This window comes from Vibrio sp. Vb0937 (genome assembly GCF_033338855.1).
This window is the reverse complement of the sequence record NZ_JAWOTK010000029.1, coordinates 25,507-38,415: the sequence shown is the minus strand read 5'-3', so window position 1 is coordinate 38,415 and position 12,909 is coordinate 25,507. Positions and strand designations below refer to the sequence as shown.

The following is a 12,909-nucleotide window of genomic DNA, read 5'->3' as shown; positions in this document are numbered from 1 at the left end:
TTACCGTTTACCGCCCCTGACGATCCGTTACTCAAAGCCCGTATCGAGGATTGTCGATTACGTGGCGGTGAACCATTTGCTGAAGTACAAATCCCGGATGCAGTGATTACGTTAAAGCAGGGAGTAGGGCGATTAATTCGAGATCAGAAGGATCACGGTGCGTTGATCATTTGTGATAATCGCCTCGTCACGCGAGACTATGGTGGTATTTTCCTCGGAAGCCTACCACCTATCCCAAGGACGCGAGACTTAGATGGAATCAAAGCATTCCTGAAAGCAGAACAATCTGTCACAGACGCAAGTGCTGAGGCATAACCCAATAAATGAAAGTTGTAGAGAGTTAAATGAGCGCAAAAATTCTTGCTATCGATACAGCGACTGAAAACTGTTCAGTTGCGTTGTTGGCTAATGATCAAGTGATTTCACGTAGCGCGGTTGCACCACGCGATCACACCAAAAAAGTACTGCCAATGGTTGATGAAGTACTCAAAGAAGCTGGCCTGACTCTACAAGAGCTGGATGCGTTAGCGTTTGGACGTGGTCCAGGTAGCTTTACTGGCGTTCGTATCGGTATTGGTATCGCACAAGGTTTGGCGTTCGGTGCTGACTTACCTATGATCGGCGTTTCAACGCTGGCTGCAATGGCTCAAGGTAGCTATCGCTTACATGGTGTGACCGATGTCGCTGTGGCCATTGATGCACGTATGGGTGAAGTTTACTGGGCACGTTACACTCGCCAAGCAAACGGTGAGTGGGCAGAGATGGATGCAGAGTGCGTAATTCCACCAGCACGTCTAGTTGAAGAAGCACAAGCAGACGACAAAACGTGGACGACAGCAGGTACTGGTTGGGATGCTTACCAAGAAGTATTAGCAGACCTACCGTTTAATTTGACGCATGGTGACGTTCTGTACCCTGATTCACAAGACATTGTGATTCTTGCTGAACAAGAATTTAAAAAGGGTAATACCGTGCCGGTCGAAGATTCGAGCCCTGTTTATTTACGTGATAATGTGACATGGAAAAAACTTCCTGGTCGCGAATAGTCCGTTTTTCATTAACCTGACAAAAAGCAGGGCGTTTGCCCTGTATTTTTATGGAGTGCTATGGCGTCGATTAATGGCTTGCCTCCTTCTTTGATTCCCGGTGCAAATCGCACTAATAAAGCCAGTCAAAAGAAGCAGGTAAATAAATCACAAACAAAGCAGCCTGTAGGTCAGCCTTCAAAGGTTGCTAACGCCGTGGCGCACTCCATAAAACACGTGGATGAGTCCCAAATTCACCGAGCTCAAGTGCAATATGACCTTCCTGAAGGGGGCGCACGTAAAGCAATGGAGCAGTACATGGATGTCATGAATCGAGCTAAAAAAGAGGAACTGGCTCAATTACTTGGTGTCGATATTTACGTGTGAGATCTCCCCAGCTTGGGGTTACTAATATTGAAAGGTGGTTTATGAAGGTTTTTGGACGGTTTTTTCTCGCATTATTTGCTACGGTTGGTTTGTCTGCGTGTAGCTCGTTGCCTGAGGAGCTAAATGCAAGCACAGAATTGGTCGTTACAGACTATAAAGCTTTTGCTGAGTCTCAGGGGCAAGTGAGTGAAGATGTTCGCCTTGGTGGAATCATCGCTAAAGTGGATAACTTTAAAGATAAAACGCGTCTAGAGATTGTAAACCTTCCTATCAGTAAGTCTGGTAAACCTGATATCGATGAAGAGCCTACGGGGCGTTTTGTCGCCTATTTTGATGGCTATTTAGAGCCTGTCGCCTTTAGTGAAGGCCGTTTGGTGACGGTTGTAGGCAAAGGAGCAGGGGAAGAAGAAGGAAAGATCGGTGAGCACGGTTACATCTTCCCAGTAATTAAGGGGGAAGGGTACCGTTTATGGAAAATTGAAGAACGTGTACGCATGTATGACTCGCCAACCTACTTTTACCCATGTTACTCGATTAACTGCCGCATGTGGCGTAATGATTTCCCGCAAGACGGTAAAGTGATAAAACAGGTCAAATAATCTGCGATGCATGAGCGTCAATTCGAGCTTCCTGCCGGCAAAATGGCAGCCCTTGAGATAGGGAACGAGAAAACGGCTGACTTGTCAGTCGTTTTTCTTCATGGGTGGTTAGATAATGCGGGCAGCTTTAAAGCGCTCATGGAGCAGTTGAATCAACTTAATCCTCACTTACACCTCCTCGCCATCGATCATTTTGGTCACGGTTTATCGAGTCATAAATCTCACGATAATTATTACCCCTTTCACGACTATATTGCCGATTTGTATCAGTTTTTGGACGAATTATCACCAAACAGACTGATATTAGTAGGGCATTCACTTGGTGCTTTAATCGCAAGTTGCTATAGTGCAGCGTTTCCAGAGCAGGTCGAAGCTCTTGTGCAAATTGAGGGAGCAGGACCTCTTCATGAGGATCCTACTAACAGTTTGCCTCGTCTTCGCGATGGCGTTTTAAGTCGAATAAGACAGCAAAACAAGCCAGAGCGAGCCATTGCCTCCTTCGATCTGGCGTTAAAATTACGCATGCAAGCCAACCAATTAACCGCTGAGCAGCTTCTACCGATAGTCGAGCGTGGAACAGAGCAGCGAGGAGATAAATGGTATTGGCGGCATGACGCCAAGTTAAAATGTGCGTCGCTTTACCGAATGGCGCAAGCGCATGCTAACTCGATTACCAGCCAAATACGTTGTCCTCATTTGATTGTATTAGGCGATCAAGGATTTCAGAATTTACCATCTAACCAAGCTGATTGGGGAGAGAACCCACCGCAAGTGGTTTCTGTCAAGGGTGGTCATCACTGTCATTTAGAGCAAATACTCGAGGTCGCAACGCGAATTCTTGGTGTAGTTAACAAAATTTAAACAAGTGTTTGAGAGTTGCGTGCTCAAGCACGTTCGCTGTGCTGTAATAGCTTTCAAAATAAAAAGGACGCTATTTTTTAGCCAGTTATAAACGAGGAGTAACATCGTGGATAAACCATGGCTTTCACGTTATCCAAGTGACGTACCTGAAACCATTAATCCAGAGCAATATGAGTCTTTGGTAGAAATGTTTGAACAGTCTGTACAAAAATATGCAGACCAACCAGCATTCATGAACATGGGCTCGGTTATGACCTTCCGTAAATTGGAAGAGCGTAGTCGCGCATTCGCAGCGTATCTGCAAAACGAGTTAAAACTGCAAAAGGGTGACCGCGTTGCTCTGATGATGCCAAACTTACTGCAATACCCAGTAGCATTATTTGGTATTTTGCGTGCAGGTTGTATCGCCGTAAACGTTAACCCACTTTACACTCCTCGTGAACTTGAACACCAATTGAATGACTCAGGTGCGACGACGATTGTGATTGTGTCTAACTTTGCGAATACGCTAGAACAAATCGTCGATAAAACACCGGTCAAACACGTAGTGTTAACCAGTCTTGGTCAAATGCTGCCACGAGCGAAAGGTACGATTGTCGATTTTGTCGTGAAGTACGTTAAGGGCATGGTGCCTAAGTACGATTTACCTGGTGCTATCTCAATGCGTCAGGCTCTACGTAAAGGTCGTCGTCTACAATACGTTAAACCGTTTATGTCTGGGGATGACATTGCATTCCTGCAATATACGGGGGGGACGACAGGTGTCGCGAAAGGTGCGATTCTGACTCATCGCAACATGATTGCGAACGTTCTACAGGCAAAAGGCGCGTACGGACCGGTTTTATCTCCGGGGCGTGAATTAGTCGTAACAGCATTACCGCTGTATCACGTATTTGCTCTTACCGTAAACTGTCTGCTGTTTGTCGAAATGGGTGGTCGTAACTTACTTATTACCAACCCTAGAGATATTCCAGGGTTCGTGAAAGAGCTACAAAAGCATCCGTTTACTGCGATTACGGGCGTGAATACCTTATTTAATGCATTGGTCAACAATGAAGATTTCCACGAGTTGGATTTCAGTAATCTACGTTTAGCCGTTGGCGGCGGCATGGCAGTGCAGCGCTCAGTGGCAGAAAGATGGCAAAAGACCACGGGTTGCTATTTGCTCGAAGGTTACGGTCTAACAGAGTGTTCTCCGTTGGTGGCGGCATATCCGCATGATCTTGTTGAATACAATGGCTCTATTGGTCTGCCGGTACCATCAACAGAAGTTCGTATCGTGGACGAAGAAGGCAACGCTCTTGCGAATACTGAAACTGGTGAACTTCAAGTTCGTGGTCCTCAGGTTATGCAAGGTTACTGGCAACGACCTGAAGCAACGAAAGATACGATTAACGAAGACGGCTGGCTATCAACTGGCGACATCGTTAAGTTCGATGACGAAGGCTTCCTGCATATCGTTGACCGTAAGAAAGACATGATCTTAGTATCAGGCTTTAATGTTTACCCGAACGAAATTGAAGACGTTGTAGCACTACACGGCAAAGTACTTGAAGTTGCTGCTATTGGTCAGCCGCATGAAGTGTCTGGTGAATTAGTGAAGATTTATGTCGTGAAACGCGATCCGAGCTTGACCAAAGACGAAGTGATCGCGCATTGTCGAGAACACCTAACTGGCTACAAAGTTCCGAAGTTGGTTGAATTCCGCGAAGACTTACCTAAAACCAATGTCGGTAAGATCTTACGTCGTGTTTTACGCGAAGAGAATGACGCTGAACTTGCGAAGAAAAGCGCATAAGCCGATTTCGTCGAGTCGAGAGATTTAAAAAATGATAGAATGCCAGCGTTTTGCTGGCATTTTTTATAGCGAGAAGTATGTGAATTATCAAATTATTACTAAAAACAAAGACCTAGAAGAGGTTTGCACTCATGCCCGAGAGGCAGACGTAGTGATGCTGGATACTGAATTCGTTCGTATTCGCACTTTCTACCCGCAGTTAGGTCTGATTCAGCTTTTCGATGGTAATCGCCTCTCGCTGATTGATCCGACTGAATTAACGGATATGACGCCGTTTGTAGCGCTATTAAAAGATACTTCTGTGCTAAAAGTGCTGCACGCATGTGGTGAAGATTTAGAAGTTTTCCAAAACGCTTTTGGTTGTACACCATTCCCTATGGTAGATACGCAGCTGATGGCGGCTTTCCTCGGTCACGGTCTATCGACAGGCTTCGCATCGCTGGTGGAAGAATATTTAGGCGTAGAGCTCGACAAAAGTGAATCACGTACCGACTGGATGGCTCGTCCACTGACACAAAAGCAATTAGATTATGCAGCCGCAGATGTTCATTACTTGTTACCGTTATACGAAAAGCTGTTCGATAAGGTGACGCAAGCAGGTTGGTGGGAAGCTGTACAGCAAGAAAGTGATTTACTCGTTTCGAAACGTATTCGCGTAACCAATGAAGAGAGTGCCTACCTTGATATTAAGGGCGCTTGGCAATTAACACCTTCTGAGCTGGCGATTTTAAAGCCATTGGCGACGTGGCGTTATCGTGAAGCAATCAAACGAGATTTAGCGCTGAACTTTATCTTCAAAGAAGGTGATCTATTAACGGTCGCTCGTCTTGGTTTAACGAACTTTAAGAAGATGGAAGCAGAAGATATTGATATCCGAGCGATTAACCGCCATGGCGCGAAGATTGCCGCGATTGTTAAACAAGCGAAGCAAACACCTTCTGAAGAGTATCCTGCGAAAATTGAGCGTTTAATGGACTATCCGGGTTACAAGCAGGTCTTCAAAAATATGAAAGACTTGGTGAAATCGGCTTCGCAGAAGTCAGGTTTAGCCACGGAGTTCCTTGCCTCTAAAAAGCAGATCAATCAGTTGATCAGTTGGGTTTGGAAAAAAGATCGTGACCCAGAAGTATTGCCTGATTTGATGCAAGGGTGGCGTTTGGATTTACTCGGCGACAAGATGAACAAAGCATTAAAGTAATGAAAGATGAAAAAGGTTGGCCTCTATGCCAACCTTTTTCGTTCTAATTAGAGCATTCGTCTGGTGAGAGAAACTGATTACTTTTCTTCGTCTGGTAGCTTCACATTCAGCTCAAGAACTGAGATATCGTCGTCTTTGTGCTCAAATGTTAAGTCAACCATATTTGGATCAATTGCCACGTACTTGCTGATCACCTTCAAGATGTCTTCTTTTAATTGAGGCAAGTAAGACGGCGCAGGATCATTTTGGCTGCGGCGCTCTGCGACAATGATTTGCAAACGCTCTTTAGCTAGATTCGCAGAAGTTTTCTTCTGTGGACGGAAAAATTCTAATAATGACATGTCTAGCCTCCAAAGAGTCGTTTAAAGAGTCCTTTCTTCTCCTCAGTAAGGAAACGAAATTCAACCTGATTGCCTAATAAGCGATCAACGGTGTCAGAATAAGCCATACCCGCATCGGTGTTATCGTCAAAAGTGACTGGCACACCTTTGTTTGACGCGTTAAGCACGGCTTGGCTTTCTGGAATCACGCCCAGTAGTGGAATATGTAAGATCTCCTCTACGTCTTCAACGCTTAGCATTTCGCCTTGAGTGACGCGAGATGGGTTGTAGCGAGTCAGTAACAGATGCTGTTTTACTGGCTCTAGCCCTTGTTCTGCACGCAGTGACTTAGAATCTAAAATACCGAGAATGCGGTCAGAGTCACGTACAGAAGAGACTTCTGGGTTCGTTGTGACAATGGCTTCATCGGCATAGTACAAGGCCATTAACGCGCCTTGCTCGATACCTGCTGGTGAATCACAAATAATGAAATCAAAGCCCATTTCATCAAGTTCGCCGAATACGCGCTGAACACCATCTTTTGTCAGTGCGTCTTTATCACGAGTTTGAGAAGCAGGAAGAATAAATAGGTTGTCCGTGCGCTTATCTTTGATCAGCGCTTGGTTTAATGTCGCTTCACCGTTAATGACGTTTACAAAGTCATACACGACGCGGCGCTCACAGCCCATGATTAGATCGAGGTTACGCAAACCGATGTCAAAATCGATCACCGCGGTCTTTTTTCCCTTAAGAGCTAGACCAGAGGCGATGGCTGCGCTTGAAGTGGTTTTACCAACGCCACCTTTACCAGACGTTACTACAATAATGCGTGCCATTTTTTTTCCTTTTTAGATTAAATCGCGAGAACTTCTAAATGTAATGATTCATCGGCTTTACTGATCATTACTTTCTTTTGCCAGTACTCGCTTTCAATTTGATCGCTTAACCAGTAGTCACCCGCAATGGATACCAGTTCTGCTTGTAAATCGTGGCAAATAATACGCGCTTCCTGCTGACCACTTGCTCCTGCAATCGCACGACCTCGAAGTGTGCCATGGATATGAATAGAGCCGTCAGCAATGACTTCAGCACCAGCACTTACGTGCGCTAGCACCACCAAATCACCATCTTTTGCGTAGATCTGTTGTCCTGAGCGGACAGGCGTACGAACTACTTTCGTTGGTGCCATTTTGGCAGGTGCTTGGCTTGGTGATTTGCTCGCCGACATAATGGCGAAGCCAGCTTCGGAAGCAAGGTTTTGTACACGCTTGTCTTTACAGCCCGTTACACCGACCGGAATAAAACCAGCATCTGAGATGCCTTGTTTAAGCTTAGGGAAATCAATGTCGCCTTGTACTTTTGCTATATTGATTACCAAAGGCGCGGATGCAAAAAAAGAAGGTGCTTGAGAAACTTTTTCTTGCAAAAATTCGACAGTCTTTGCGATCTCATTGTCAGAAAGGTGTAAAACTGACAATGTAAAACTGCTACCTTTAAGGTCTGGTGAATGGGTCATCGTGGACTTCTTGCCTTTATTGAAAGAGCGTTGCCTTAAACTAGGTATGTCATGTTATATTTCATCCTTTGACGCAGCAAGTTCTCTCGTGGGCAAATAGGTGAATTAATCTCAAATTTGCTATTAAGTTTGCGAGAATTTGACGTTTTCAACCTAATCCGCACTCAACGCGGCTAAATCAGCATAAAAGGCGTGTCATGCTTTGTTCTATTTATAAAAGCTCGAAAAAAGAAGGTACTTATCTCTATATTCCGAAAAAGGATGATTTTTCACAGGTTCCTGACACCTTAATGCAGATGTTCGGTAAGCCTATCGCTGTCATGACGATTAAACTTGATGGCCGTAAATTGGCACAAGTTGATATCGAAAAAGTGAAGGCTTCATTACAAAATGATGGCTTCTTTCTTCAGGTTCCACCGCCGCCGGAGAACCTATTAGAAAAGTACAAAGAACAAAAAGCCCAGCAGAAAGGCGAATAACGTCATCGTTTTTCATCTGGGATTTCTGCCTTGCTCAAGGAGGGCAATATGAAAAAGATACTGGCTACCATGCTTAGCGTTGGTATGTGTACCTCGGCTTTTGCAAGTAGCGAGGGTTTTGATGAATACTTGAATAAGCTGCGTGCTGAAGCTCGTGATAAAGGTATCTCAGAGCAGGTCATTAGTGCTGCTTTTGCTAATGTTGAGTACAAGCCCCGAGCAGTAAAAGCGGACCGAAACCAACCAGAAAAGAAACTGACATTGGATGAGTACATTCCTCGCGCGGTGCCTGAATGGAAGGTGAAGCAAGCCAGACAACTCTACAAAGAGCATTACACCGAGCTAAAGCGTATAGGCGATGAGTACGGTGTCCACCCGCGCTTTATTGTGGCACTTTGGGGAGTTGAAAGTAACTTTGGTAAGTTTACCGGCAACTTTAAAGTGATTGATGCACTATCCACAATGGCATTTGAAGGCCGTCGTGAAGAGTTTTTCCGTAAAGAGACCATGTCGGCACTGCAGATCCTCGATCAAGGCCATATTGAGCTAGAGAACTTTAAAGGCTCATGGGCTGGTGCGATGGGTCAATGCCAGTTTATGCCAAGCTCTTTCCTTCGTTTTGCTGCTGACGGCAACGGTGATGGTAAAAAAGACATATGGCAATCTGAAGCGGACGTGTTTGCATCAACCGCTAACTATTTGAGCAAGTCTGGTTGGGATGATAAATATACTTGGGGTCGCCAAGTTAAGGTTCCTAAAAATATTGATCGCAGCCTAGAAGGGCGCACGGCTGAAAAAGGCAAATACCTTCAAGAGTGGAGCCAATTAGGTATCACAAAATATGACGGTAGCCCGTTGCCAAAACTGGATGAAGACATCAAAGCATGGTTGATCATGCCGGACGACGAGAATGGTCGTACGTATCTGGTTTACAATAACTACAACGTATTGATGAAGTGGAACCGCTCTTACTACTTCGCACTTGCTGTGAGTCACTTGGCTGACCGCATTAAATACTGATCTGCCATCAAACAATTTGGCATTCAGTCTTCAATACAAGGGCTCTTCGGAGCCCTTTGTTTTTTCTATAACCAAATCGAGGTAAAGCGTGTTATCTGAACGTGCCGCACAAATGGTGATTTTCTCCGCTCTTCTTAAACACAAAAGCTTCACAGCTGCTGCAAAGAGCTTAGGCGTGTCGGTGTCTCATGTGAGCAAACAGTTGAGTCAGTTAGAAGCGTCTCTTGGTATCAAGCTTGTTCAACGCACTACGCGAAGCTTTACGCCGACTGAGGCAGGGAAAACCTTTTTTCATCACTGTGAGCAAGTGGTACAAGCGGTGAGCAGCGCCACATTAGAGATGGAAACCCAGCGGGATGAAGTAGCAGGTTTGGTACGTCTTGGGTTGTCGCAATCATTTGGTACCTTACACATTATTCCAGCGATTCAAGAGTTACGCGAACTGTATCCTCAACTTCAAGTGGAAGTACATCTGTTTGACTATAAGGTCGATATGTTAGCCGAAGGGCTCGATTTATGGGTAACCAACAACGAGCATTTGCCTGAAGGTTACATTGCGCAGCGTTTGACGGATTGCCAGTTTGTTGTTGCGGCATCGCCAGATTACTTATTGAAACATGACACGCCAGCAGAACCGGATGACCTATCTGCTCACAACTGCCTCATATACAGAAGCTGGGAGCGTGACTATACGGGGTGGGCGTTTACCAAAGATCAGCAAGAATTGAATGTAAAAGTCTCGGGTAACTATTCAGTGGATCTGGCAGAAGCCGTTCGGGATGCGGCTATTGCAGGTTGGGGTATTGCCTACCTTGCCACTTACTTGCTGGGGGATGAGTTTAGAACGGGTAAGTTAATACAGCTGTTACCTGACTGGAAAGCCAGCCAGTCGATGCCGTTTTATGCGGTATACCCAAGCCGCCAGCATATGCCAAAAAAAATATCCGCAGTGATTAACTTTATCAAACAGAAGATCGGCAACCCTTGTCATTGGGACCAACGTTTGGCGCCTTACATCTCTATTCCTAAATAACAGGATCAATGACGTTGTAGAACGACACATAAGGTGATTCACTTCACAAAAATTTTTCCTGAACCAGAAACATATTTTCCATATGGAAATAATTAAAATAAGCAAACGTTTATCTTTAATAAATTCAATTGGTTATTTTGTTGGTCAGTTATTGGTCGCTTAAACTTTTCACACTGTTAACATCCTCAACTTGCAGCATTTTGAGTCCGCTATACAATCCGGTGCCTTCCATATCCCCCTTCTGTCGGATTCATTTTATGAACTCAATTATTGGTATCGTAGCCATACTATTCCTAGCATGGCTACTTTCTACAAATAGAAAAAATATAAAGCTGAGAACAGTGTCGTTTGCGTTTGCTTTGCAGGTACTGTTTGCGTTGTTGGTTTTATATGTACCAGCAGGACGAGATGCGCTGAATTCAGTGAGCAGTGTTGTGTCGAATTTGATCAACTATGGTCAAGAGGGCATTGCGTTTTTATTCGGTAATTTGGCGACAGGGGGCTTCACCTTTGCGATCAATGTTCTGGGTATCATCGTTTTCTTCTCCTCTCTTATCTCAGGTCTTTATCACATTGGTGTGATGCCAAAAATCATTAACTTTATCGGTGGTGGTATTCAAAAGCTGCTGGGTATCGGTCGTGCTGAGTCTTTGTCTGCTACGGCGAATATCTTTGTTGGCACCATTGAAGCACCATTAATGGTAAAGCCTTACCTAAAACACATGACTGACTCGCAGTTCTTTGCAGTTATGACAGGTGGTTTAGCGTCAGTTGCTGGCGGAACGTTGGTTGGTTACGCATCACTGGGTGTCGACCTCAACTATCTTATTGCTGCTGCATTTATGTCAGCACCTGCCGGCTTGTTGATGGCAAAAATTTTAATGCCAGAAGATACGGATAAAGCAGCAGATATCGACATTAGCCAAGTTGAAATTCCACGTGCAACCAACGTAGTAGAAGCATTAGCCGATGGTGCCATGGCGGGTGTACGCATTGCTGTATCGGTCGGTGGTACGTTACTGGCGTTTATTAGTGTCATTGCAATGCTAAACGGCATGTTAGGCTGGATAGGTGATCTTATTGGGACCCCCTTAAGTTTTGAGCTCATCCTAGGTTTTGTGTTTGCGCCAGTCGCTTGGTTGTTGGGTATACCATGGCAAGAAGCAACCACAGCAGGCTCGCTGATTGGTAACAAGATTGTGGTGAATGAGTTCGTCGCTTTCATCCAGCTTGCAGAAGTGAAGTCTCAACTTAGTGAACACTCACAAGCAATCGTGACGTTTGCTTTGTGTGGCTTTGCAAACATCTCAAGCATGGCGATGCTGATTGGTGGGTTGGGCTCTTTGGTACCAGAAAAGCGTGCATTTGTTTCTAAGCATGGTTTCCGTGCGATTATCGCTGGTGTCATGGCGAACTTAATGAGCGCTTCTATTGCGGGCGTGATTTTAAGTCTGTAATTGAAATAGATATAAACAATTAGCAAAAAGGCTCCTTGCGGAGCCTTTTTCGTATCTGAAGTTTTACGCTATTTGTCTGTGTGGAACTGTTCGCAAGCGAGCATTGTGTTCTCAATTAAACTTGCGACGGTCATTGGGCCAACACCACCAGGAACAGGAGTAATAAAGCTCGCACTTTCACGTGCTTTGTCGTATTCCACGTCACCAACTAGTTTGCCTGAATCAAGACGGTTAATACCGACATCGACCACCACTGCGCCTTTTTTAATCCACTCACCAGGGATGAAGTTAGGCTTACCAACCGCAACCACGACAACGTCAGCTTGACGCACATGACTCTCTAGGTCTTTGGTAAAACGGTGACATGTTGTTGTTGTGCAGCCCGCAAGCAGCAGCTCAAGTGTCATTGGACGACCAACAATGTTTGATGCGCCAACCACAACCGCATGTTTACCACGTAGCTCAATGTTGTAACGGTCGAGTAGGGTAATGATGCCCTTTGGCGTGCAAGAGCGAAGCTTTGGAATACGCTGCGCAAGACGACCAACGTTGTAAGGATGGAAGCCATCCACGTCCTTCTCTGGGTGAATGCGCTCTAAAACATGTGTTGTGTCTATGCCCGCAGGAAGGGGTAATTGCACTAGAATGCCGTCAATTTCATCATCGTTGTTTAATTCATCAATCAGAGCTAGTAACTCTTCTTCTGAGCTAGACGCAGGAAGGTCAAAAGACTTAGAAACAAACCCAACTTCTTCACATGCGCGGCGTTTGCTACCGACATAAACCTGAGAAGCAGGATCTTCACCAACTAGAACCACTGCTAAACCAGGAGCACGTAGCCCAGCTTCAACACGTGCTTTAACACGTGCAGCCACTTCAGATCGAACAGTTTGGGAAATGAGAGTTCCGTCTATATTTTGAGCAGTCATGACTTTCCTTATAAATTAAGAAGGCAGATTATCTGCGGCGCATTGTCGCAGAATTTCTTATCAACATCCATACGCAAACGTTTGCTTTGTGGTGTTTTTGAACATTAAGCGTTTTAATGGACTTTTTTTAGGCATTCAGATCAGAATGTTATGAAAACCCGTTGATTTACCCGTTTGAACTCGTATAATCCTGTCCCTGTAGCGCGCCCTTAGCTCAGCTGGATAGAGCACGTCCCTTCTAAGGATGTGGTCATTGGTTCGAATCCAATAGGGCGTGCCATTTATTC

The 12,909-nt window shown here is 45.0% G+C and carries 15 protein-coding genes and 1 tRNA gene; 12 read left to right on the top strand and 4 right to left on the bottom strand.

The window, feature by feature from the left end:
- From R7P67_RS20565 to rnd, 7 genes are all read left to right on the top strand, one after another.
- On the top strand, positions 1-315 hold a 315-nt coding region (locus R7P67_RS20565; RefSeq protein ID WP_318086052.1), incomplete at its 5' end, for a helicase C-terminal domain-containing protein.
- A 29-nt stretch (positions 316-344) separates the two neighbouring features.
- Positions 345-1,046 (top strand): tRNA (adenosine(37)-N6)-threonylcarbamoyltransferase complex dimerization subunit type 1 TsaB, encoded by a 702-nt coding sequence (gene tsaB / locus R7P67_RS20560; RefSeq protein WP_033906910.1) that lies wholly within the window; start codon positions 345-347, stop codon positions 1,044-1,046.
- A gap of 60 nt (positions 1,047-1,106) precedes the next feature.
- Positions 1,107-1,412 (top strand): hypothetical protein, encoded by a 306-nt coding sequence (locus R7P67_RS20555; protein ID WP_047102883.1) that lies wholly within the window; start codon positions 1,107-1,109, stop codon positions 1,410-1,412.
- 41 nt (positions 1,413-1,453) lie between these two features.
- The gene (locus R7P67_RS20550) at positions 1,454-2,011 is read left to right on the top strand and encodes a Slp family lipoprotein (protein ID WP_005382214.1); all 558 of its coding nucleotides are present in this window, start codon (positions 1,454-1,456) and stop codon (positions 2,009-2,011) included.
- Positions 2,012-2,017: 6 nt separating this feature from the next.
- Positions 2,018-2,872, top strand: a complete 855-nt coding sequence (locus R7P67_RS20545; RefSeq protein ID WP_005382215.1) for an alpha/beta fold hydrolase — start codon at positions 2,018-2,020, stop codon at positions 2,870-2,872.
- A gap of 106 nt (positions 2,873-2,978) precedes the next feature.
- A complete protein-coding gene (fadD, locus tag R7P67_RS20540) occupies positions 2,979-4,670 on the top strand; it encodes a long-chain-fatty-acid--CoA ligase FadD (protein ID WP_005382216.1) in 1,692 nt (563 codons plus the stop codon).
- Positions 4,671-4,749: 79 nt separating this feature from the next.
- Positions 4,750-5,868 carry a ribonuclease D gene (rnd, locus tag R7P67_RS20535; RefSeq protein WP_213973135.1) on the top strand — a complete coding sequence of 373 codons (1,119 nt, stop codon included), beginning with the start codon at positions 4,750-4,752 and terminating at the stop codon, positions 5,866-5,868.
- Between the two features lie 77 nt (positions 5,869-5,945).
- Here the strand turns inward: rnd and minE are convergent, their stop codons facing one another.
- Genes minE through minC form a run of 3 tightly spaced genes read right to left on the bottom strand, consistent with a single transcriptional unit; the run spans position 5,946 to position 7,704 of the window.
- Complete coding sequence (gene minE, locus R7P67_RS20530; protein WP_005388332.1) at positions 5,946-6,209, bottom strand: cell division topological specificity factor MinE; 264 nt, start codon at positions 6,207-6,209, stop codon at positions 5,946-5,948.
- A 2-nt stretch (positions 6,210-6,211) separates the two neighbouring features.
- The gene (minD, locus tag R7P67_RS20525) at positions 6,212-7,024 is read right to left on the bottom strand and encodes a septum site-determining protein MinD (RefSeq protein ID WP_005388331.1); all 813 of its coding nucleotides are present in this window, start codon (positions 7,022-7,024) and stop codon (positions 6,212-6,214) included.
- A 17-nt stretch (positions 7,025-7,041) separates the two neighbouring features.
- Positions 7,042-7,704, bottom strand: coding sequence for a septum site-determining protein MinC (minC, locus tag R7P67_RS20520; RefSeq protein WP_005382304.1), 663 nt, complete (start codon positions 7,702-7,704; stop codon positions 7,042-7,044).
- A 197-nt stretch (positions 7,705-7,901) separates the two neighbouring features.
- On the opposite strand from minC, the gene R7P67_RS20515 reads away from it, so the two are divergent.
- The 4 genes from R7P67_RS20515 to R7P67_RS20500 all read left to right on the top strand — a co-directional run bounded on the left by R7P67_RS20515 (position 7,902) and on the right by R7P67_RS20500 (position 11,693).
- A complete protein-coding gene (locus R7P67_RS20515; RefSeq protein ID WP_005382303.1) occupies positions 7,902-8,183 on the top strand; it encodes a YcgL domain-containing protein in 282 nt (93 codons plus the stop codon).
- Positions 8,184-8,231: 48 nt separating this feature from the next.
- Entirely contained in the window at positions 8,232-9,203 is a 972-nt protein-coding gene (locus R7P67_RS20510) for a lytic transglycosylase domain-containing protein (RefSeq protein WP_005388330.1), read from the top strand.
- An 88-nt stretch (positions 9,204-9,291) separates the two neighbouring features.
- Positions 9,292-10,236, top strand: coding sequence for a LysR family transcriptional regulator (locus R7P67_RS20505; RefSeq protein WP_005382299.1), 945 nt, complete (start codon positions 9,292-9,294; stop codon positions 10,234-10,236).
- 257 nt (positions 10,237-10,493) lie between these two features.
- Entirely contained in the window at positions 10,494-11,693 is a 1,200-nt protein-coding gene (locus R7P67_RS20500) for a NupC/NupG family nucleoside CNT transporter (RefSeq protein WP_005382298.1), read from the top strand.
- 68 nt (positions 11,694-11,761) lie between these two features.
- On the opposite strand, the gene folD is transcribed toward R7P67_RS20500, so the two are convergent.
- Complete coding sequence (gene folD, locus R7P67_RS20495; RefSeq protein ID WP_005382297.1) at positions 11,762-12,622, bottom strand: bifunctional methylenetetrahydrofolate dehydrogenase/methenyltetrahydrofolate cyclohydrolase FolD; 861 nt, start codon at positions 12,620-12,622, stop codon at positions 11,762-11,764.
- 203 nt (positions 12,623-12,825) lie between these two features.
- Here folD and R7P67_RS20490 point away from each other — a divergent pair.
- Positions 12,826-12,902 (top strand) — tRNA-Arg (locus R7P67_RS20490).
- Positions 12,903-12,909 lie beyond the last annotated feature (7 nt).

What these genes read in the sequence shown, in the direction of transcription:
- R7P67_RS20500 (WP_005382298.1), top strand. Translation starts at nt 10,494, where the DNA reads ATGAACTCAATTATTGGTATCGTAGCCATACTATTCCTAGCATGGCTA.
- R7P67_RS20555 (WP_047102883.1), top strand. Translation starts at nt 1,107, where the DNA reads ATGGCGTCGATTAATGGCTTGCCTCCTTCTTTGATTCCCGGTGCAAAT.
- minC (WP_005382304.1), bottom strand. Translation starts at nt 7,704, where the DNA reads ATGACCCATTCACCAGACCTTAAAGGTAGCAGTTTTACATTGTCAGTT.
- R7P67_RS20515 (WP_005382303.1), top strand. Translation starts at nt 7,902, where the DNA reads ATGCTTTGTTCTATTTATAAAAGCTCGAAAAAAGAAGGTACTTATCTC.
- tsaB (WP_033906910.1), top strand. Translation starts at nt 345, where the DNA reads ATGAGCGCAAAAATTCTTGCTATCGATACAGCGACTGAAAACTGTTCA.
- R7P67_RS20510 (WP_005388330.1), top strand. Translation starts at nt 8,232, where the DNA reads ATGAAAAAGATACTGGCTACCATGCTTAGCGTTGGTATGTGTACCTCG.
- folD (WP_005382297.1), bottom strand. Translation starts at nt 12,622, where the DNA reads ATGACTGCTCAAAATATAGACGGAACTCTCATTTCCCAAACTGTTCGA.
- R7P67_RS20550 (WP_005382214.1), top strand. Translation starts at nt 1,454, where the DNA reads ATGAAGGTTTTTGGACGGTTTTTTCTCGCATTATTTGCTACGGTTGGT.
- minD (WP_005388331.1), bottom strand. Translation starts at nt 7,024, where the DNA reads ATGGCACGCATTATTGTAGTAACGTCTGGTAAAGGTGGCGTTGGTAAA.
- R7P67_RS20545 (WP_005382215.1), top strand. Translation starts at nt 2,018, where the DNA reads ATGCATGAGCGTCAATTCGAGCTTCCTGCCGGCAAAATGGCAGCCCTT.
- minE (WP_005388332.1), bottom strand. Translation starts at nt 6,209, where the DNA reads ATGTCATTATTAGAATTTTTCCGTCCACAGAAGAAAACTTCTGCGAAT.